The following is a 20,967-nucleotide window of genomic DNA, read 5'->3' on the forward strand; positions in this document are numbered from 1 at the left end:
CCCTGCTATTGCAGGGCTAAATCAATGTTAGGATTTATTATTATATCCTTCCTTGGTCAGAGTTTTAAAACTGGTACTTGTACTCAATTGAGAACTCAGTGCCTTTCTCTTTAGAGCGGGTTAATGTACCGGCTGACTCTATTTCAGACTTTGCACCCAAGATATTCGTTACTTTGAATTTCAGACTTGAGTTAAAATCAGGAAAATAGCTGTAGTTAAAGTCTAAAGAATGAAATGGTTGTTCCATCCAATCATCTTGTCCTTCAATACCAGGAATGATAATTCGCTCACCAAATACGTTATAGATTAGCGTAGAGGCATGCTGACCACTTGGTGCATCATAGCCCAACTGCATATTTACAACATATTTGGAGTGACCCGTTAAGCGACGTTTAGTGTTAGTGATCGCCGCAGATACACCAGTTTGATCAACTATCGCTTGGCGGTCTAGGTTTATCTCAGAATCACTGAGTGTAACATTACCACTCATAAATACGTCTTGCCAAAAGCCACCTAAGAAAGCGAAATCTTTAAGATAATCAAACTCAACGCCAGCAACATAGCCATCTTCAGCGTTAGCAATACGAACAAGTGGTGGTCCATCTTGCGCTGGTGATTGCACTGACTCAATTGGATCGATCATGTCTTTATAAAACAAGCCAACTGAGAAGTTTTCACCGGTATCAAAGTAGTTTTCCCAGCGGAAATCGTAGTTTTTGATTTGCGTCGTACGCAATCCAGGTGTACCACCAACAGGATATTCAGTAAGTGGATCGATGTAAGTTGCTTCAGATATCTCACGTAAATCAGGGCGGACTACTGTTTCACCGTAACTCAAACGCCATTGGGTTTCGTCGTCTTGAACATAAGTGAATGCAAGTGCACCATAAATATCATCTTCTTGAAACGCTAAGTTACCTAAATCATCATAATCGATTGAAGGATCTAAGCCACCAGTAAACGGATCAAGTGGTACTGATACTTGCCTGAAATCTTCCCAACGTAAGCCACCTGTCACACGCCATTTATTATTGAAGAAAAAATCAGCTTCAAAGTAATAAGCATCTGTTTTTTGTGCAGAGCGGTAATCATCACCTGCAAACGTTGTATCATTAAGTATTGGTAGAGTTAGTTCTGCATTCGCTATTGCATCATCAGAAAGAATCGTATTCAGCTCATTGCCATTTAAATCAAGGTCTGTAAATGCACGTGTATTAATGTCAAAGCGACGATTGGAAGCCGAGCGCTCTTTAGAAACATAATCAGCACCTGATTTTAATTCTATCTCTACACCATCTAACATAATTGGTAAGGTAAAATTAAACCCGTAGTTTTCTACTTCATCATTAAGATCTTGGAATGTATAACGAGCAGCCGTTGTGGCATTGGTTAGTGCGATTTCATTAACTAAGTCATAATTACCATCTTCGTTAGCATCTGTAACAATGAATCGTGTCTGCATATTTCCTGGCGCATAACGGTTTGAGCGGCCATTTGAGTATTTCCAATCAAAACCTGCATAGTTAAGAAAATCGAATGTATGCATACCTTTGATTTGATTTACTATTAACTCTCTTTCTTCATAACTTACGTCATAAGAACGAACACGCTTATTGTCTGACTGGTTATTATTTTCATCAATACCCAAACGATCACGAATTTTATCTTCTGTGTCGCGTAAAATCAGCGTGCTTAAATCAATACGATGAGCATTGTTATATTCAATACCAAAGTTAATCATTCCAGACACTTTAACATTGTGCTCTGTAGCGCTAACTTTATCGTAACCACGTGTCATAGCAGCGCTTGTTTCGCCTAAACGAAAATCTTCACCTTGGTACTCTTCGCCAACAAAGTATTTGTTATCATAGCTAACCGCTGATAGAAAGCCGTAACGCCAATCGCCTGACTCAAAACTATTACCTAATGTTGCTGTAAACTTAGTATTCGGGTTTACAGTGGTTTCTTGCGGATCATAATCACGGTTTAGGTCAAGGACTAAAGAACGGCTTTGCTCTGGCGTTAGATCATCTAATGATTGCCCAGAGTTATAAATTGCCATGATTGAATCAGGTATTTCACGCGTGCCATCATCAACACCATACCAATCGTTCGAGCCGCCATTGTACTCAATGCCATCATCGAAATTGTTGGTGTTATAACCAAGCTGGCCTGATACATCAAAAACAAATTGGTCTGGAATGCTTTTTAAGCGTATATCCACATTACCACCACCAAAAGAAGCTGGCATAGAAGGGGAATACGACTTTTGCACTGACAAACTTTCAATAATGCCTGATGGAAATAAATCAAGCGGGATCACTGAACGGGTTGGATCAGGACTCGGTACTGCTGCGCCATTTAACTGAGTACTTGAATAGCGCTCACCTAAACCACGTACATATATAAATTTACCATCGACTAAAGTTAAGCCCGTTACACGGCGTAATGCAGATGCCGCATCACTATCACCACTGCGAGATATTTGCTCAGCACCCATAATATCGGCAACAAATGCCTGCTGCTTTCGCTCTTCAAGTACGGCGGTTGCAGTGCCTTTTAAGCGACTTGCACTAACCACAACTTCCTCAAGAACAGCCTCATCTTCGGCTTCAGCAGCATGTGCTGAAACGCTTAAACTACATAAAATTGCTGCGGAAAGTGTGGATAAGCAAAACTTTTTAGAAAATTGTTTCATGTTTACCTCTATCTGAAATAAGTTACAGAAAGTGTTAAAAAAGGTGCTAGTACTAAGTGCTAGCACCCATTCTTACTGTGTTATTCCAGACCTACTGTCCAGCCAGCTGTCCAATCGTTATCACTCGATACAGCACCAATATGTGATGTAGTATCGAAGAAGCTATCTACAGCGTTTACATCTGTAGGCGTTGTTGTATCGATAGTATAAATACCATTAACTACGTCAGTTTGCCCTGATGCGACTAAGTTGCCTAATGTCGCTGTCCACCAGTTTTCTACACTGAAATCAACACCGCTTGGGTCTTTGAAGTTCTCAGAGCATGCGATAACTGATGACTTAATCATTAAAGTGCCATCTTGTGCATTTTTAACTGTTTCACTTTCATTGAATATCGGTGCACCATTTCCATCTAATGGAATACCTTCAACCTCTAGACACTCTCCCATGCCTGCAGGGCCTGTCACAATCGTGTTATAGATTTGCGCGCCAGTTCCTTCACGGAAGTACATACCTTCAGCGTCATCTTCACCCTTAAAGGTATTACCAATAATGGTTAAGTTAGCAATCATTGGGTTTGATTTAGGCATTTTAGAAGGTGTTTTACCGTCATTGTCAGCTTCGATACCACGGTTAGCATCTGAGTTATCTGCTGCTTGCTTAACAAGAATATGCTGAAGCTTACCTTGGAAACCATTGTCCCAGTCGATGCTGTCATCTTGAATGCTTGTAAGTACTAAGTATTTCGCTTGCACGTTACCACCGAAGAACTCAACACCGTCATCCGCATTTTGGTGAACTTGTAAGTACTCAACCGTTGTACCAGAACCCACACCACCAAAAGTAATACCGTTAATTTCATTACCAGGAGACAGTAAGTAGCCGCCATTCATAACGCGAACATAACGTAATGTTCCAGAGTTATCTGTTGTATCAGTACCACCAAAAACAGCACCGGCTTCGACACCTTCAACTTGAAGCGCACATTCACCAGTATCTGGACATTTATTAGATGGTGCATTACCTAATAGTACTAAACCACCCCATTGACCTGCTGCCGTTGCCTCACCAGTGACATCTTGGCGTGAAGTAAATGAAATTGGCTTATCTTTAGTACCATTGGCTTCAATTTTAGATCCACGGCTAATGACAATATAATCTTTACCGTTACGGCCATAAACCGTTACACCAGGTTCAACGGTTAAAGTGGCAGAGTCTGCGTTATCATTACCCACAAAAACGGCACCATCTACAGCATATAGATTACCTGCTGTTAATGTTAAATCTGACGTAATACGGCCTGATATTTCGCATGTTGTCGTTACGTTATCCGCTGGAGTGATTGACGTGGTGCCCGCAGGACAACCAGCCACAACGGGTGGTGCCGTTACTTCACCGCCACCATAACCAAATGCCCAACCTTCACGCCAATCGTCAGAGTCATTTAAAGCACCAACAAAATCAACGGTATCAAAAAATGCATCAACAGTATTTGCAACATCTTGACCAGCGCCTAGTAAAGGAGAACCCGCAATTGGTTGGCCATTCACACCTAGCATTGGCTTATCGTTAATAACGTTGCCGACTTGACTAGTGAACCAAGTCTCAAGATCCAATAACGCAGAACCATCTGCACCTTTAGGGTTTTTGAAGTTTTCACCATTCGTACAAGACATAAACGTATTTTGCATCAAAATAGTGCCATCATTAGCATTATTCACAGTTTCACTATCTGAAAATAGTGCATCGCCATTATCATCCAACGCGATACCTTCTATCTCTAGACACTCGCCCATTTCATCAGAGCCTGTGATCACTGAGTTATAAAGGTGCAGGCCAGTGCCTTCACGTAAGTAGATACCTTCAGCATCATCTTCACCTTTAAAGTTATTACCGATGATCGTCAAGTTAGAGATAATAGGTAATGACTTAGGTTCTTTTGATGGGATCTTGCCATCATTATCAGCTTCAATACCACGGTTAGCGTCAGTCGAGTTTTTATCTTGTTCAACATAAACAAACTGCATCTTACCTTGATAACCGTTGTCCCAATCGATACTGTCATCGTCGATACTTGTTAAAACAACATGTTTTAAATTAACTGCGCCACCAAAGAACTCAACACCATCATCTGAGTTATTATGTACTTGTAAGTAATCAACTGTAGTGCCAGAACCTACCGCACCAAAAGTAATACCGTTTAGCTCATTGCCCGTTGATAGTTCATAACCAGCATTCTTAACAACAACGTATTTTAATGTACCTGAGCTATCAGTGTTGTCTGTACCACCAAATACAGCACCCGATTCAACACCTTCAACTTGAAGCGCACAATCGCCTTCAGCAGGACACTTATTAGAAATACCATTACCAAGAAGCACCATACCGCCCCATTGGCCAGCTGATGTTTCTTCACCGATTACGTCTTGCTTAGAAGTAAAGATAATTGGGTCATTTTTCGTCCCTGTCGCTTCAATTTTTGAATCACGACTTACTACTAAATAATCAGAGCCATTATTACCAAATACAACTGCACCTGGTTCGATAGTTAATGTTGCACTGTCTGCTTTATCGTTACCAACGAAAACGGCACCATCAAGGGCCCAGAATGCATCTGTCGATAATGTTGTATCTTCAGTGATTACGCCAGAAAGAACTTGTACTGTTACATCACGTCCTAATGCTGCAGACACTTCATTAGATAGGCTTTGGCTGAAAACACCTGGTAACTCGTCAGTCGTTGGTGGTGTAGTTGGGTTAGTAGGTGTTGTTGGTTGTTCAACAGTTTCATCTACATTGATGTTGATGTCACCACCACCACAACCTGCTAGTGAGATAGCTGTCGCTACAAGACTAACTTTGAATAAGCCAGATAATTTCATTGTTTACTCCGTAAGATAAATATTTAATTATTGTGTTAGCGCATAAACTCAAGTCAGCCAAAAACACCTTTTGATTATGCTTTTGGGTCACTTGAGTTTTAAACTGCGACTACCTTACGGGAGCTGTATGACAAAGTGGTTACATTTTAATAAACATAAAATGACAATGTAATTGTCTTTAAAATTAGAGGGTTAAGTAAAATTGAAGAACCGAAAAAAGCCGCCCGAAGGCAGCTTTGGTGTTGCGATTATAAATGAGTTCTTTTGTACGCTTACCTGTTGAAGCTGGTTATAGCAATGCAGTACGTAATGTTTCGGCGTGTACTTTTTCACGCTTCACATACTTGATCCATTGCTCAGCTAAACGCTGTGATTTTTTGTGTTTTTCCGCTTGCTCGAACGCTAAAATCGAGGCATCAAAGTTTTGTAAATTGTATTGCGCCATACCTAGAGCCACATACACATTTGATTCAAACTCTAAGCCGCCTTTATCGAGGGCTTTACGTGCTGCATCCGCTGCTTCTTCGTATTTTTCAAGGTTAATGCTTACCTCTGCGATACGTTGCTCGTACTGACCATGCGTTACTAAATCAGCAGCCTTGGCAAAATAAGTAAGCGACTTTTCAGCCTCTTTTGCTTGTACCATAGCCTCGGCTACGAATGCGTAGTTTTTAGCTGACTGCTCGGCAATACCATCTTGCATCGCTTTGCTCATTACGCTCGCCGCTTTATAAGCAAGGCCATTGTATAAATACACTTGCGATAATTGGCGTAAATCAGATTTAGATGTTAAAAAGCCTTGCTGATATGCTGCTTCTAAAACCGCTAACTGCTCTTTTTCTGCGCCTGTTTCACCGTACATACCACCTAATTGAACCCAGTACTCAGGTTTATTGTATAGCTTCACTAAGCGCTCAAGTACCTCGACCACTTTGTCAGACTGATTAAGTGAGTAGTACATAGCACGTTGTAAAATTAGCCAGTTTTCTTTTGGCATTTCACCTTTACTGTCGGCTTCTGCGATAGCAAGATTAATGTTTTCAATGCCTTTTTGGTAATCTTTAAGCTGATAATAGGCTTGTGATTTTAATACGTAATAAGCATCTGTTTTAGGCTTGTCGTTAATCACATCCCACTGCGCTAAATATTTGATTACCTTTTCGTAGTCACTGTTAGCCATTGCAAGTTGCGCTAAGCTAAACGTGGTGCTTAGACGTAATGTTTCTGGAATTGCATCTTCGTTTACTACTTTTTCAAACGACGCAATGGCTTTATCTAAGTCGTTTTCGTTGTAATAAATAAAACCATAGAAATTATGCATCATGGCAATTTCATACGAGTTCATGCTTGAAGAGCGCTCTTGAATACTATCAAGTGCTGCTAATCCTGCTTTTGCATCACCATCATCAGCTAGCTTTTGTGCACGCGCTAATTGGCTATACACTTTTTCGCGCAGTGCAGGTACGCGTTTGGTTTTTTGGTCCTCAGCGTAAGCTGTTGCCAGTGTAACACCGGGTAATAGGCTAACAACGCTTGGCACTACCAAGCTGCTTGTGAAAGCAGCCGCGCAAATCACGGCAACTTTTAAAGGTTTCATAATCGCATTCCTCTTTTTCTAACCGTTAATTTGGAAAGAAATTTTGTTCTGTACGCCCGCTACTTCAACAGCTTCACCGTTAACAACGCGCGGTTTATATTTAAATTTAAGTGCTGCATCCATCGCAGCGCGGTCAAACAGTGTCTCAGGTTCAGCTTTCACTACTTTCGGGTCACGCACTGTGCCTTGTTTAGTTACTGTAAACTCAACAATCACATAGCCTTCGATACCACGCGATAAAGCTCGGCGCGGATAAACAGGCGCTACTTTTACAATCGGTAGGTATTCACCGTCACTTGATTCAAGGGCTAAGCCACCGGCTAAGTTTACGTCGGCTTCAACACTGGCACCAAAGTCAAAGTTGGCATTGCTCGCGTTAGGATCACTGTTTTGCATTTGCGGTGATTCCATTGGCGGAGGTGGCTCTTTTGGCGTTGGTGGCTTTTGCGGTTTACGTTCTTTCTTTTGCACCGTCTCTTCTTTTTTCAGACGAACAAAATCAAGTACGTTTCCTTTTACAGGCTCAGACATGGCCCCTTCACCACCGGTGATCAGTGCCTGCATGCCTAAAAACAGCATGACAGTCACGATACCAGCGATGATTAATGCAACTATATAACGCATCGCTCACATTCCTTATGATGCTTCTTGCGCAGCAATCGACACATCAAATGCGCCTGCAGCTCGCGATGCATCCATAACTTTGATAAGTACATCGGTTGTGGCTTTCTTATCTGCTTGAATAACCACGCTACCTTGTGGGTTTTCAGCTTTTAAGCGCTCGATATTTGCTTGAACTGCACGAACATCGACTTGGCGCTTGTTAATCCAAATTTCACCCTTGTCAGAAATAGCAACTAAGATGTTGGCACGCTCTTTTTTAACTGCTGTTGCCGCTTCAGGACGGTTTACATCAATACCGGCTTCTTTGACGAATGATGCTGTTACGATAAAGAAGATAAGCATGATGAAAACAACGTCTAGCATTGGCGTCATGTTGATTTCTTCTGCGTCGTCTTCTTGAAATAAGTTACCTAGTGGCGCTCTCATTGTTAGTCTCCTAGTGGGTGATGCTCACATCACCCTAAAATTCGTTTAGTGGTCTAAGACCATGTTGTCTTCAAGTAATTGCACTTCGCGTTTTGCACGACGTTGTAAGAACGTTGATGCGAAAACCCCTGAAAGTGCACCCACCATACCGGCCATTGTTGGGATAGTGGCTTTAGACACCCCTGATGCCATCGAACGTGCACTGCCTGTGCCTGTGATTGCCATTACATCAAATACTTCGATCATGCCGGTTACGGTACCTAACAGACCTAAAAGTGGACATAACGCAACCATTACGTTGATAAGCGCAAGGTTATTATTTAATTGCATGCCAGCGCGTGAAATCATCGCTTGGCGAATTTGCTCTGCGTTCCAGCTGTTACGCTCTGCTCTATTGCTCCAAGTGCTTTTTACGTCTTTCTTGTAGCGTTTAAAGCCACCAAAAAAGTACATAAAACGCTCAAGTATCAATAACCACATCGCGAAGATGAGCACCCCGATGACCAAGAGAACTTGGCCACCTGTGTCAAGGAAATCACGTAGAGCATTGATTGCATCAATCAATAGCACCATGATTTATGCTCCTTTCTCGCTTCGCTCTGCGATGATACCTGCGCTTTGCTCTTGTAAAATCAACAGCATGTTTTTAGAGCGCGTGTTAAGAAGTGTGTATAAGAATACGGTTGGGATAGCCACAACCAGACCAAGTACCGTTGTTACAAGTGCCTGAGAAATACCACCCGCCATTAGTTTAGGGTCACCTGTACCGAACAAGGTAATTGCTTGGAAGGTGTTAATCATACCGGTTACCGTACCTAGTAGACCAAGTAATGGTGCTACCACAGAGATAATCTTAATTAGCGTTAGGTTACGAGTAATTTTTGGCATTTCACGAATGATTGCTTCGCTTAATTTAAGCTCAAGCGTGTCGTACGCGACATCTGGGTACTGATCTTTCACTTTCATCACACGACCAAGTGGGTTGTCATCGCGTGCCACTGTGTCTTTAAGCTGACGACGGATTTTGCTACCCATAATCATCAGTGATACAAAACGCTCAAGTGCGATTAGTAAAGCGATTAAGCCAACACCTAAGATGATATAACCTACAGTACCACCTTGGTGAACTTGCTCTTCAGTGTCAGGAGCTTGTACTAAAAGACCTAAAATTGAACCACCCGTAGGGTCAAGTGCAAACGGCACAACACCTGAATTTGCTTGCTGTAAATCAGCTGCAGTTGCTGTGTAACGGCTGCTTGGCTGACGTGTAAGCTGGCTGATTGTATTTGTAGCAGGTGTGTACTCTAGGTATTTACCATCAGCGATTAAGTTAAATGCACCAACACGCACCACTTCTTTTTGTGCTTTGCTGCCACCTTCAACGATAACATCAGTTGTAAAGCGAGATACTTTACCTTGCTCAGTCATTTCGCGTTGTAATTCAAACCATACTTTTTCGATATCATCAATTGAAGCAAGTTTTGACGTTGAGCCCATTTTTTGTGCCAGCTCATCCATGAAGTTACTGCGACCAGGAAGCTCAGCAGAAACAACAGAGGTCATGAATTTGTTGCTAGAATCGCCCGCTACTTGTTGTAACACACCGAATAGCTCTTTAAGTGAACCCATGCGGTTTGAAAGTGTTTCGGTTAAGTTAGCTAGTTTTACTTCGTTTTCTTCAAACTGCGTTTCTAAACGCTCCGACTCGTTAAGCATTGCAGTACGTTTTGCTTGTGTATCTTTAAGCATTTGTACTTGCTCGTTTTGACGCGCCATGAACGCTTGTTCACGTTGCTTATTCTCAACGCTTTGCTGTGCTTTACCTTGCTCTAATGTTTTTAGTAATGAATCTAAATCCATTGGCTCAGCCGCTAGGCTGCTACCAGCAAAACCAAGGCCAGCTGCAAACACGGCCATTTTTGTCATTTTCGTTAATAATTTCATCTCAAACCTCTTATTCAGCAGCGTGGACTGGCAGTGTTAACATATCTGGGGCAAGTTGCTTACGTGCAATGCGTAAACCTTTATTGATTTGGCTGATTGCAGAATCTGGTAATTCAACAAATGATTTAGTTTGTGTATCCCAGCTGCCTGCTTTTTTGCCGTCGCGTGTTAAATAAATAAGTTCTAAACGACCGATGCGTAAGAAATCTACTTCGCGCTCTTGGCCATCTACATTAAGTAATGATGTGTACGCTTCGATAGTGCGGCCGTAATCGACTTCTACTTGGTAAGCTTCAAGTAAGCGGCGGAATTTTTCACTTGAAGTGATGTCTGCGCGGTCCATCATTTCTTTTAATGATGCAATACGCTTGCTACGCTCTTCAGTTAAGAAAGGCACGTCGAGAGCAACAAATTGCTCAAGACCTGTGATCATGCGCATCATTAACGGCGTAATTTGACGCTCAATAACCGACACCTGATCCATTGACTCGTTTAACGCGTCCATTTCAGCAATTTGGTTATTTAATTGCTTAGTTAGCTGCGCGTTATAAACAGTTAAGCCATCAATTTCTTTATTAAGGGCTTTAAATTGTTGTAAACGACCTTGCATTGAATCTGCAATCTTGTCGATTTTAGTTTGTGATTGCGCTGCAGAGTTGTTTATTTCGCTGCTTTTATCAATTACTTTATCTAGATCGTTTGCATATACTGTTGCAGATGCCGCTACAATACCTGCTAAAATCAGTGGTTTAACGCCTTTCATCGCATACACCTTTACTCGTTAAGTTAGCTTAATTTGCTAGTGGGTTTGTTTTAATGTGCGAAAGGATAACGATGAAAAATGACAAGCATGTTGCGCAAAAAATACAAAAATATGACAGCTGTAACAATTAGTTTATATTAGGCTGAAAAGGAAGCGATATTGGTATGAAGTTTAAGAGTTATTCTGTTTAAACTATGAAGTTATTATTTTAGGATTGAGAAAAAGGTAACAAATTTCTGCTTGACCTGAAGTTAGGTTAATCGACTATAGATCGCGACCAACGAATATTTTTCATAAAGTTATTTCTTTTGTTAATAGAACTTGTTTTAAATATGCCAGCATTAGTAACTGCTGGCATATGATAAGTTTATACAAGTAGAGGAGCTGTATGACTAGCCATTTCTATTGAAAATTTAGCTAATTGAGAAAGTTTCATAAGCATCTTCTTAAAAATCAAGCGAATACCACGATAACTAAAATCTATAAACTTTCCTGCGGGCAGGCCACAGAATACATACATATGACCCACTATCCCTTTTACTTCGGCTGCATAGGCCTGAGTTGTTTCTATCTCATTTGCTAAATAGGTCGCAATAGCATCATAAATAGTGAGTAAGCCCGTTACACTTGCTTGTATCGAATGTAATACACCTTTTTTATTTAAAAAGTCGAGCAGCGCGGCGCCTATCTTTTTAGCCCAGCGAACAGAAAAGTGAGCTTGGTGACGTTTTTCAAAATCAAGGCGAATAGCTTCTTGGTGACGTAACTCAAACCCTTTTTGAATATCAGCATAGCTTTTGTATTTTGATGCCGTATTTAAATATCCAGGGGTCGGGTTAGTCATGCTATGTGCACCAGGAGAGATATTCTGTGCCGAATTTAAAATATATTCGTCCGTGGTGTGCACAAAAGGCCAAACAGGTACCATAGGTACGGGATCACCTGCGTGAACACAGCGATATACACCTTGTAACGCTTGCTCAGTATGACTTGCAAAACTTAATAGCCTAACTCGAGGTGCACCAAAAGTATACAGTTTCACAGGTACTTTAGGTAGCTAGCAGAAGTTTTTATCCACCCTGCTCAAGAGTTGCATAGGCAATGTTGGCAAAATGCGCTGCTTGTGTTGGTTGCAATGAAATCATATTTATCTTCCGTAATAAAATGTTGAATTTTTAGTTTAAATTATTAGCTTCATCAATAATTTGCTGTGGGTCAATTATAGTGAAGTCTTGTTCCCACCTACAAATTGATGAACCTGCAAGCAATAAGTTTGGTTGCTCTGGATTATCAAACTTAAAAAAGACTTCTTTATTGTTAATATCTCCGTTTAATTCCTTTAATTTTTGCGAGTATTCGTGCATAGGGTGTAAGCTGTATAGGGTTGCAGCCCATAATAAATATTCCTGCTTCTTATAAAAAAATTTAATCTGTTGAGCAGTTCTCATATCGACGAAAGGAATACCTGGTTGATCAGAGCGTATTATCCATTCATGAAAATTAAAGTTTCCATGAGCGTCTGTGTAAGTCGCATCTTTTCTTGTTTTTCCGTCACAAAAATATAAACCACGCTCAATTTTTACGTTGGCCAAAGGTTCACCATTATTTGTTAAGCGGCCTGTAACCTCTGGGCACAAATGCACTTTATATGTGCCAAACTTATCTAAAAGAGGCTGAATTATTGTACTAAGGGATTGGAGTTTATCGATGAGTGACATTTGAACCTCTTAATTTATAAATGGAATTACGAGGTATTGCGTAAAAAAGTGTTGTACGCAGAATATCAACATTCCATGTCAATATTGCCAGCATTCTATAGTCTAGGTGAAAATATGCAATCAATTTTAGAGTGATGTAATAGATTATGTTGCACTAAAATTACACAGAATGAAATTAGTAAGCCTGTACTAAGGCTAAATATGTTGAGACAGGCAAAGCTAGAGGTGCTGTTTTAGGAGGTACTGGGCTAGGCTATCTTGGAGGTTATACAATAATGTAGTGTAATTTTTGGTTTACCTTTTGAAGGAGCATTCTTTTGTGGTGTGGTATAGTTACAGGCGAGTTAATATATTAGGTTGTTGAAAAATAATGGAACCTATTAAAGCATGGTTTTTGACTCTATTTCTTACGTCTGCTGGCCTTTTCTTTCTTATAATATTACCAATGCTAATAGCTATAAAAGATAAGAAAACACAGCTAATAGATGATGGTAATCTTTTTTACTCATTAAATATCATAACTGCAGGTAGCGGCGCATTGCACTACGGTTCTATCTTTCTATTCGACTGGTATGCAAGACGCTATAAAGTAATGGAGAAAAGAGAAAATGCCCCCCAAACTTGCAGATTTGGTTTAAGCTTTATTATGTTTTATTTATAACATTTAGCTCAATTTTTTATTGGCATGCCTTATGGCATATTTTTATTCAGATTGACCGTTATTCTTCTTTAATTTGATGGCACTGACACTAATTGCATAACCTGCTGGTAAGTGCTTTGCCAGTCTTGATAATTAACAGGCACTGCATGGTAAGTTCCTTTATCTTCAATAACTAAAGAAGGAAAACCTTGGATAGGCAAACTCCTAACCTCGTTTATTTCATTCATTAGTAAAGAATTTATTTTTTCACTTTGAATTTCTGTAATAAAGGTCTTTTTTGCTAAACCAATTTGCTCGGCAAGATTGGCAAGCGTGCTTATATCAGATGGGTTTTGTGCATTTAGGTAGTAGACTTTTTGAATTGCGTAGAGCATCTCAAGCTCTTTGTTGTATTGCCTTGCAACAAGCACAGCACGGCATGCAGAGTAAGTTGAGCGGCGTGGTTGAGTATTCAACCAAAAGTCATGATTAAACTTAGTGCCAAGCTGCTGCTCTATACGTTGCCATGTTTGCCGTAAAAATTGCTGCATGTCTTTAGGCATTGGTTCATCAGAATCAGGCGCAAGGCCACCCACTTTATATTCAATAGCGAGTTTATCGCCAAGGGCTTCTCTAAGTTTTAACCAGCTTTCTCTATAACCCCAGCACCAACTACACATAGGGTCATATACATAAATCAGCTTTGCCATTTAGCTCACCTCATGAAAATCAGACACGACCACATTACGCCCTTTTGCTTTGGCTCTATACAAATTATCATCAGCTTGCTTTATGGCTTTACTAAATTGATTACCATGTTCAAGGCTTGCAATACCAATACTGCAAGTAATAGAAATAGACTGGCCAACATCATAAGCTATTTGCTTATTCGATACGTATGCACGTAGCTTTTCAGCAACACCATGGGCTGTTTTCAAACTTGCTTTTGGTAATAGAATCATAAATTCTTCACCGCCATAGCGTGCTTTTATATCTGTGCCACGTAATTTATCGTGAAGCATGGAAGTAAAGGCAATTAAAACCTGGTCGCCAAAGTCATGACCATAGGTGTCATTGAGCACTTTAAAGTTGTCTAAGTCGATTAATAACACAGACATAGGTAAATAACTGTTAGCTTCTGTATCAAGCCTTGGCTGAATGTGTTCATAAATATAACGTCGATTGGCAAGGCCTGTAAGTGGGTCTGTTAATGCATCTCGCTTCTCTATCAATGTAATGTCTGCAATTTTTTGATGGCTCTTTTTTCTAAAGTATTCACTTATCGCAGAAAATAAAATAACCAGTGTAAATGAGGCCAAAAAACGAGAAACTTCAACATCGCCATACTGCACTTGCCCAAAGTTGGGGCCAAATAACATCAGTAAAGTACTGATATACATCACCGCCAATAATGCACTGCCAAACATCAGCCCCAATGTGACATAAGAAACCACAGGGTAAAACATAACCCAATAAAGGGCTGTATTCTCTTTACCTCCAGTGTAGATAAGAGAAATACACAAAAGTAAAACGATCGACATAATAATACTGGCAATTGTCATTAAGTTGCCTGTTTTAAAATAATACAGCAAACAAAGTACGATTGTTATATCACTAACAATTAACATCACAGTTAGTGGCATTTCATAAATATGGAAATTAGAAATGACTAATGATGTAATCAATACAAGTGCAAAAAATGCCATTGTAAACAAGGTAAAGGCACGGCGTTGCTTATCCGCCGTGTCAACGGTTTTTGTGGTTACAGCTGCAAGCCAATTTTGATCCAATACAGTATAATTCCGTTGTTAATTAAACTTTAAAGGTTAAAACGAGCTTTTCTAGCTCATAAAACTGTGCTTTAAGTTTCGTGCACTCATTCAAGGTGTTATTTAAGTTATTTTCACCTTGGTTAGACAACTCACTAATTGAGTGAATATCGCTATCGAGGGTTTGTATAACATGATTTTGTTCAGTCGTAGCGTTAGCAACACTGTGATTTACTTCATCTATTGACTCTATAGCATGGGTGACTTCAGACATTTTTTCGCCCGCAACATTGGCTTGTGCCACACTTTTTTCACTGTCTTTTATACTCGCAGTCATTACTTCTACTGCCGAGGCTGAACCCTGCTGAAGCTGCGAAATCATCTCTTCAATTTCTTGCGTCGATTGTTGCGTACGATGTGCTAACTGACGCACTTCATCTGCTACAACGGCAAAGCCTCGCCCTGCTTCACCGGCTCTGGCAGCTTCAATCGCAGCATTAAGTGCCAGTAAATTAGTTTGCTCACTCACCCCTTTAATCACTTCAAGGATCTGACCAATACTTACGGTATGCGCATCTAGGCTGTTGATTGTTTTTTGTGCTTGTTCCATATTGCGTGAAAGTGCATTTATCGCAGCAAGGTTATCTGCCAGTGCAGCCTGACTTTGAAGCGATTGGTTATTAGCACGTGTAGCAAGTGTTGATGCATGACTTGCACTGTTGGATATTTCCACCGCACTTGAAGTAAGCTCGTTAATTGCGGTTGCCACGTTATCAGTACGTTTAGTTTGGTCTGCGTACATAGCTAATGTGCCTTGAGTTTGGTTAACCAAGCTTTCTACTAGGCGCTCTAACTCTACCGTGGTGTTTTTAACTTGCTCGATAGAGCCATGAATTTTTTCAATAAAAGCATTAAAGTAGTGACTTAGTTCACCAAACTCATCGTTGTTTTCAACTTCGAGGCGGCGGGTCAAGTCCCCTTCACCTTGAGCAATGTCTTTAATGGCATCGTTTAAACGCTGCATTGGGCGCATTAAATAACGAAGTAAGAACTGCATCATTAGCACAATGGCGGCGATACCGATTAACATATAAATGGCCGCCATGTTTCTAAATGAGGCCACCGATGAGTAAGCAATTTCTTCGTTGATCACCACGCCTAAATACCAGTCAACGTTTTGAATTCCTTTAATTTTAGTGAACGACACGAGTTTTTCTAAACCACCAACTTGCACTTCAACAAACTCAGATTGTAAAGACAGACTTTTACCAAATAAATCGCGCATGTTCTTATCGTTAAATTTTGTGTCTGGGTGGCTTAATATGCGCCCTTCACTGTCGAGTAAAAAGCCATAACCAAACCCTAAAAAGTCAATTTCGTTAACGATCTTTGTAATAGTTTTCATATCGATATCGGCACCTGCAACCCCACTAAAAACACCATTGGCTTGCATAGGGGCAACAGCAGAAATAGTTAGCTCGTTAGTGGTTACATCAATATAAGGGGCAGTAAACGCGGTGTTTGTTTTGTTTTCAACAAGCTTGTACCACGGACGAGTCGTGGCATCGTAATCAGGTGGTAATACAACTGATTGGTCATTCAAAACAAAGGTACCATCGGTAATACCAATGTAGGTGTTTTTAAAATCGCCTGCTTTATCCGCTGTGTTTAGCTGTGTCAGTGTTAGGCTTTTACTATCTCCTAACTGATAAGTTTCGGCAACAGATGAAACAATAGCCAGCTTCGCGTTTAGCCAATTTGCTATATTTTGCGATACCGATTGAGAAATCTCTTGAAGAACGAGCGAAAGCTGCTCCTGCGTTTGGCTACGCATAGAGATGAAATTGTTAATGGTAAATAAACCGAGCACTATCACTAAAACCAGTGATGCAGCCACAGTTACCTTGGTGGTAAATTTAAGAGTGCTTTGCATGACAAACCTGTTTGTTATTTTTTTCGTTGTTAGCTATTTATTTTTAACAAATTAAAACCACTTTGTCTTATAAATTTAGGCTAAAACAGTAAAAACGTCCCAATTTAAAGTAAACGCTTTCTATATAAATCAATTACTTTGTTAACGGCAGGCAGCTTTGCTACTAAAGTTAATAAATGAAATATGCTCAAATTAACAGTTGGAACGTTCCTACTGGCAACGCAACATTTGCATCTTGAATACGTATTCATTAAGCAGTTATATAATGTAAATTTACTTATTAAGTATTCATTAGGCACAAAAAACCCCGCAACATTGCGCGGGGTATTCCATCATTAAAAGTGATTATGCAATACGCTTTTTCCAGCTATCAGCTAAGCGAACCACGTTTAGTCCATACCAAGCAATAAATGCGTAGCAGACTACAGGAACGAAGAAGCTCTGTTGAATACTCACAGTGTCGGCAACAACACCCTGTACTAATGGTACAAGTGCACCACCAACGATGGCTAAACATAACCAGCCCGAGCCTTTACTCGTCAGTGAACCCAAGCTTTCGATTGCAACTGAGAAGATTGTTGGGAACATAATTGAGTTAAATAAACCAATTGCCAGTACAGAATAAAGCGCCACATTACCTTCAGTGAAAATAGTCACGAGCAATAATACAATTACCATCATTGCATTAAAAAATAATGCTTTTGAAGGGGCCACTTTTTGTAGTGCCGCAGAGCCAATAAAGCGACCTACCATTGCACCGCCCCAGTAGTAAGCAATCAAGCTTGCCGCTGCATGCTCTTCAAGGCCTGCAATGTGTGCTTCACCAAAATAGTTAACTAAGAAGCTACCAATTGATACCTCAGCACCCACATAACAAAAAATCCCCACAACACCCATTATTAAATGTGGCGCTTCTTTAAGGCTGTGATTTTTTGCTTTGCAGTCTTGCTCTTCTGAATGCTCAGAAATCACTGGTAATTTAAAAAATGCAAATACTACTGCAATTGTTAAAAGCGCTGCAGCTAACATCAGATATGGGACTTTTACAGACTCAGCTGTTGCAGCATTCGCAGCTAATGTGCCCGCTGTACCGAAGAATAAAATCCCCCCTACATAAGGGCCAACAGTGGTACCTAATGAGTTAAGCGCTTGTGCTAAATTTAGACGTGATGACGCGGTTTTTTCTGGACCTAGCGCAACAACATAAGGGTTAGCTGATACTTGTAATACCGTAATACCCGAGGCTAACACAAATAATGCACCTAAAAATAACCAGTACTCATGCACAACGACTGCTGGGTAAAATAACATACAGCCAATTGAGGCCACCACAAGGCCTGTTAGTACGCCATTTTTATAACCAAGCTTTTTCACCAACATACCCGCAGGTAATGACACAATAAAATAAGCACCAAAAAAGCAAAACTGAACCAGCATCGCTTCTGTATAAGTTAAGTCGAACACCCCTTTTAAGCGTGGGATCAACACATCATTTAGAACTGTGATAAAGCCCCATAAAAAGAACAGGGTTGTCATTGCCGTCAGTGGTAGCAGATAGTTTTTATTTTGCTGCGAGCCATCGGCGACAAACGATTGGTTTGTATTAATTTCACTCACGTGGTTTTCACTCCGTTAACAAGTTGCGTTCGATTCTACACATTGATGTAAAAATAGCACAAGGATTTAATAGGAACGTTCCAATTATTAAATTTCCTGCTATGATTGTATTATCTTAAATATTTAGCTGGAGAAGATGTGCAAACCGTGAACTTCAAATCGCTGCCTTTTTTACAACAGCACATAAAAGATACGCTTGCTTTTTATCATCCTCATTGTGTTGATCACGCTTCAAACGGTGCGGGTGGCTTTTACCAGTATTTTAAAAATGATGGTGAGGTTTATAACAAACACACTCGCCATTTAGTATCTAGTACTCGCTTTGTGTTCAACTATGCAATGGCTTATATCGAGTTTAAAAACCCAGACTACCTAACACTGACAAAACATGGTCTAGATCATCTTGAAAATGTTCATAAACAACTCTCGGGTGGCTACGCATGGCTGTTAGAACAAGACGATGCCGGTTGCATCACTATTTTAGATGATACTAACCACTGTTATGGACTTGCATTTGTGTTACTTGCTAATGCAGTTGCTCTAAAGGCAGGAATATCTGAATGTGAGCAAACAATATCGCGAGTTTGGGATTTACTCGAAAAACATTACTTTGAACAACATCACAACGCGTATTTAGACGAGCGAACAGGTGACTTGAGTCAAGCAGATAGCTACCGTGGTCAAAACGCCAATATGCATTTATGCGAAGCTTTTTTGATGTGTTTTGAAGCAACGAATAACACCCGCTATTTAGCACGAGCCAAGCTACTTGCAGAAACCTTTACAGTTAAACTGGCTGGACATAGCCGACAATTTATTTGGGAGCATTATTCTCACGACTGGCAACTCGATCTTGATTATAACAAGAATGATCCTAAACACTTATTTAGGCCGTGGGGATTTCAGCCAGGTCATCAAACTGAATGGGCTAAACTGTTACTGATTTTAAATCGCCACATTGATGAGCCTTGGCTCGTTGAACGTGCTAAAAGTTTGTTTGATAAAACACTTACTGTTGCATGGGATAATCAGTATGGTGGTATATTTTATGGTTTTTCTCCAGATAAACAAATTTGTGATAGCGATAAATATTTTTGGGTGCAAGCCGAGTCGTTAGCCGCAGCAGCCCTACTCGCTGATGCCACAAATGATGAAACCTATTGGCAATGGTACGAAAAGATTTGGCAGTACAGCTGGCAACATATGGTCGACCATAAGTACGGTGCTTGGTATCGAATTTTATCTGTCGATAACCGACCTTATAGCGATGAAAAATCCCCCGCAGGTAAAACCGACTATCATACAATGGGTGCCTGTTACGAAGTTTTAAGAACGATTAGATTGAGGAATGCAAAATGAGTTTAGTGTGTTTTGGCGAAGCATTAATTGACTTTCTATCAGATGGCAAACAGCCTGAGTCATTTACCAAATACGCCGGTGGTGCCCCTGCAAACGTGTCGGTGGCTGCTGCTAAACTCGGTTTAAAAACAAGCTTTTGTGGTATGTTAGGCGATGACATGTTCGGCCATTTTATAAAAGATGAACTGACCCAACATGGCGTAAATACCCAGTATTGCCAATTTACCGATGCAGCAAAAACAGCCCTTGCATTTGTTTCATTAGATGAAAGCGGTGAACGCTCGTTTAGTTTCTACAGGCCCCCTGCCGCAGACTTGCTCTATCGGGTTGATGATTTTGAACATAGCATGTTTTCTGAACACGCCATCATGCATGTATGCAGCAATAGCTTAACGGAACATAACATCTATCAAACAACTATTTATGGCCTAACACAAGCCAAAAAAGCGGGTGCTATTTGTAGCTTTGATATGAACCTACGTGAGAATTTATGGCCAAGCATGCGTCATACACTTGATCGTATTTGGCATGTCATATCGCTCTCAGATATTGTGAAACTTTCACATGAAGAACTGGAATTTTTAAATAACCGCAGTCACAAAGACCAACCATTCGAGCACACTATTAAAACCATTTTAAAAGCTGGGGTTAGCTGTTTGTTGGTGACCAATGGTGGCGAAGCTATTCGATATTACCATGCTGATTTTACAGGTGAAGTCACTCCACCAGCCACCAAGGTTGTTGATACCACAGCCGCAGGCGATGCATTTATTGGTGGTATGCTGGCTAAAATTGGCCAGTATTGCCCCAATAAACAGAGTTTTAAAGAATACTGTCAAACCCAAAGCAATATCGAAGAGACGATTGCTTACGCAGCTAAAGCAGGTGCTTTTGCAGTCAGTCGCTATGGCGCATTTGCGTCATTGCCAAGTGCTCAAGATTTAATCTAACCTAGTATAATGCACGGTATTAATTACTTAATACCGTGTTCAAAACA

17 protein-coding genes are annotated in these 20,967 nt (G+C 40.4%); 3 read left to right on the forward strand and 14 right to left on the reverse strand.

The features are described from left to right. Window positions 1–64: 64 nt before the first annotated feature. The 10 genes from L3Q70_RS18205 to L3Q70_RS18250 all read right to left on the reverse strand — a co-directional run bounded on the left by L3Q70_RS18205 (window position 65) and on the right by L3Q70_RS18250 (window position 12,652). A complete protein-coding gene (locus L3Q70_RS18205; protein WP_237115651.1) occupies window positions 65–2,698 on the reverse strand; it encodes a TonB-dependent receptor in 2,634 nt (877 codons plus the stop codon). An 80-nt stretch (window positions 2,699–2,778) separates the two neighbouring features. Beyond that, window positions 2,779–5,580 carry a hypothetical protein gene (locus L3Q70_RS18210; RefSeq protein WP_237115652.1) on the reverse strand — a complete coding sequence of 934 codons (2,802 nt, stop codon included), beginning with the start codon at window positions 5,578–5,580 and terminating at the stop codon, window positions 2,779–2,781. A 289-nt stretch (window positions 5,581–5,869) separates the two neighbouring features. Further along, window positions 5,870–7,177, reverse strand: a complete 1,308-nt coding sequence (locus tag L3Q70_RS18215; RefSeq protein WP_237115653.1) for a tetratricopeptide repeat protein — start codon at window positions 7,175–7,177, stop codon at window positions 5,870–5,872. Between the two features lie 18 nt (window positions 7,178–7,195). After that, window positions 7,196–7,801, reverse strand: a complete 606-nt coding sequence (locus tag L3Q70_RS18220) for an energy transducer TonB (protein WP_237115654.1) — start codon at window positions 7,799–7,801, stop codon at window positions 7,196–7,198. Between the two features lie 12 nt (window positions 7,802–7,813). Further along, window positions 7,814–8,227, reverse strand: a complete 414-nt coding sequence (locus L3Q70_RS18225; protein WP_036971869.1) for a biopolymer transporter ExbD — start codon at window positions 8,225–8,227, stop codon at window positions 7,814–7,816. Between the two features lie 45 nt (window positions 8,228–8,272). Next, window positions 8,273–8,800 carry a MotA/TolQ/ExbB proton channel family protein gene (locus tag L3Q70_RS18230; RefSeq protein ID WP_054552070.1) on the reverse strand — a complete coding sequence of 176 codons (528 nt, stop codon included), beginning with the start codon at window positions 8,798–8,800 and terminating at the stop codon, window positions 8,273–8,275. 3 nt (window positions 8,801–8,803) lie between these two features. Beyond that, window positions 8,804–10,171: a MotA/TolQ/ExbB proton channel family protein gene (locus L3Q70_RS18235; RefSeq protein ID WP_237115655.1), complete on the reverse strand. Its 1,368-nt coding sequence runs from the start codon at window positions 10,169–10,171 to the stop codon at window positions 8,804–8,806. A gap of 10 nt (window positions 10,172–10,181) precedes the next feature. Continuing rightward, window positions 10,182–10,934, reverse strand: a complete 753-nt coding sequence (locus L3Q70_RS18240; RefSeq protein ID WP_062568033.1) for a DUF3450 domain-containing protein — start codon at window positions 10,932–10,934, stop codon at window positions 10,182–10,184. 367 nt (window positions 10,935–11,301) lie between these two features. Next, window positions 11,302–11,976 carry a hypothetical protein gene (locus L3Q70_RS18245; RefSeq protein WP_062568034.1) on the reverse strand — a complete coding sequence of 225 codons (675 nt, stop codon included), beginning with the start codon at window positions 11,974–11,976 and terminating at the stop codon, window positions 11,302–11,304. A gap of 133 nt (window positions 11,977–12,109) precedes the next feature. Continuing rightward, window positions 12,110–12,652 (reverse strand): DUF6795 domain-containing protein, encoded by a 543-nt coding sequence (locus L3Q70_RS18250; RefSeq protein WP_062568035.1) that lies wholly within the window; start codon window positions 12,650–12,652, stop codon window positions 12,110–12,112. A 370-nt stretch (window positions 12,653–13,022) separates the two neighbouring features. Here L3Q70_RS18250 and L3Q70_RS18255 point away from each other — a divergent pair, with 370 nt between their 5' ends. Beyond that, the gene (locus tag L3Q70_RS18255; protein ID WP_062568036.1) at window positions 13,023–13,313 is read left to right on the forward strand and encodes a hypothetical protein; all 291 of its coding nucleotides are present in this window, start codon (window positions 13,023–13,025) and stop codon (window positions 13,311–13,313) included. A 68-nt stretch (window positions 13,314–13,381) separates the two neighbouring features. Here L3Q70_RS18255 and L3Q70_RS18260 read toward each other — a convergent pair whose 3' ends face one another. From L3Q70_RS18260 to L3Q70_RS18275, 4 genes are all read right to left on the reverse strand, one after another. After that, window positions 13,382–14,002: a DsbA family protein gene (locus tag L3Q70_RS18260; protein ID WP_237115656.1), complete on the reverse strand. Its 621-nt coding sequence runs from the start codon at window positions 14,000–14,002 to the stop codon at window positions 13,382–13,384. After that, window positions 14,003–15,082, reverse strand: a complete 1,080-nt coding sequence (locus L3Q70_RS18265) for a GGDEF domain-containing protein (protein WP_237115657.1) — start codon at window positions 15,080–15,082, stop codon at window positions 14,003–14,005. A gap of 22 nt (window positions 15,083–15,104) precedes the next feature. Next, window positions 15,105–16,994, reverse strand: a complete 1,890-nt coding sequence (locus L3Q70_RS18270) for a methyl-accepting chemotaxis protein (RefSeq protein ID WP_062568039.1) — start codon at window positions 16,992–16,994, stop codon at window positions 15,105–15,107. 345 nt (window positions 16,995–17,339) lie between these two features. Beyond that, the gene (locus L3Q70_RS18275) at window positions 17,340–18,611 is read right to left on the reverse strand and encodes a sugar MFS transporter (RefSeq protein ID WP_237115658.1); all 1,272 of its coding nucleotides are present in this window, start codon (window positions 18,609–18,611) and stop codon (window positions 17,340–17,342) included. 147 nt (window positions 18,612–18,758) lie between these two features. Between L3Q70_RS18275 and L3Q70_RS18280 the strand changes: the two genes are divergently transcribed. Further along, window positions 18,759–19,970 carry an AGE family epimerase/isomerase gene (locus L3Q70_RS18280; protein WP_237115707.1) on the forward strand — a complete coding sequence of 404 codons (1,212 nt, stop codon included), beginning with the start codon at window positions 18,759–18,761 and terminating at the stop codon, window positions 19,968–19,970. Next, window positions 19,967–20,920 (forward strand): carbohydrate kinase, encoded by a 954-nt coding sequence (locus L3Q70_RS18285; RefSeq protein WP_062568041.1) that lies wholly within the window; start codon window positions 19,967–19,969, stop codon window positions 20,918–20,920. The genes L3Q70_RS18280 and L3Q70_RS18285 overlap by 4 nt, the downstream gene beginning before the upstream one ends. Window positions 20,921–20,967 lie beyond the last annotated feature (47 nt).

It is taken from the genome of Pseudoalteromonas sp. CF6-2 (assembly GCF_021729425.1).
Taxonomy (GTDB): Bacteria; Pseudomonadota; Gammaproteobacteria; order Enterobacterales; family Alteromonadaceae; genus Pseudoalteromonas; species Pseudoalteromonas arabiensis.